1 pseudogene is annotated in these 522 nt (G+C 76.2%); it reads left to right on the top strand.

The window, feature by feature from the left end:
- Nucleotides 1-213: 213 nt before the first annotated feature.
- Nucleotides 214-522, top strand: a pseudogene (locus tag DZG00_RS16365) (hypothetical protein); the annotation flags it as partial.

Here is a 522-nt window from a genome sequence, read left to right as displayed (position 1 = left end):
CGCCGACGGACTTCGCATCGCGTGGACGACGGAGTTCCCGTCCCGCAACCGCGACGGCACGACCGGCATGATCACGGGCGACGTGGAGGCGGTCTGGTCGACCGACGACCTCATCACGCTGACGACGCCGGACCGCATCCTCGCGTACTGAGCGGCGCCTCCGGTACCGCGCCGCCCGTGTGGGAGGGTCGACGCGGGGAAGGGGACACCACCATGGACGCACGCACGCCGGGGCCGGACGACGACCTCACCACGCTCCCGATCGACGAGCTCCGGGAGCGGGTCTTCGCGCAGGGGGCCGACGAGTCCGACGAGCGGTGGATCCGCGCGGCCGCCGAGCTGACCCGCCGCGAGCGCACGGCGGACGCGGGCGCACGCGTTGGAGACGAGCGGACCGACGATCCCGATGTCGCCGCGGCGGCGGATCCCGAGCCGGATCCGCCGCGCCCCTCCCGCCGCCCGCTCGCGTGGGCCGCCGGCGCCCTCGTCGTCGGGCTGCTCGCGGGCGCGGGCATCGCCGCC

It is taken from the genome of Clavibacter lycopersici, from assembly GCF_003576405.1.
Classification (GTDB): Bacteria; Actinomycetota; Actinomycetes; order Actinomycetales; family Microbacteriaceae; genus Clavibacter; species Clavibacter lycopersici.
This window is presented reverse-complemented; position numbering and strand designations above follow the sequence as displayed.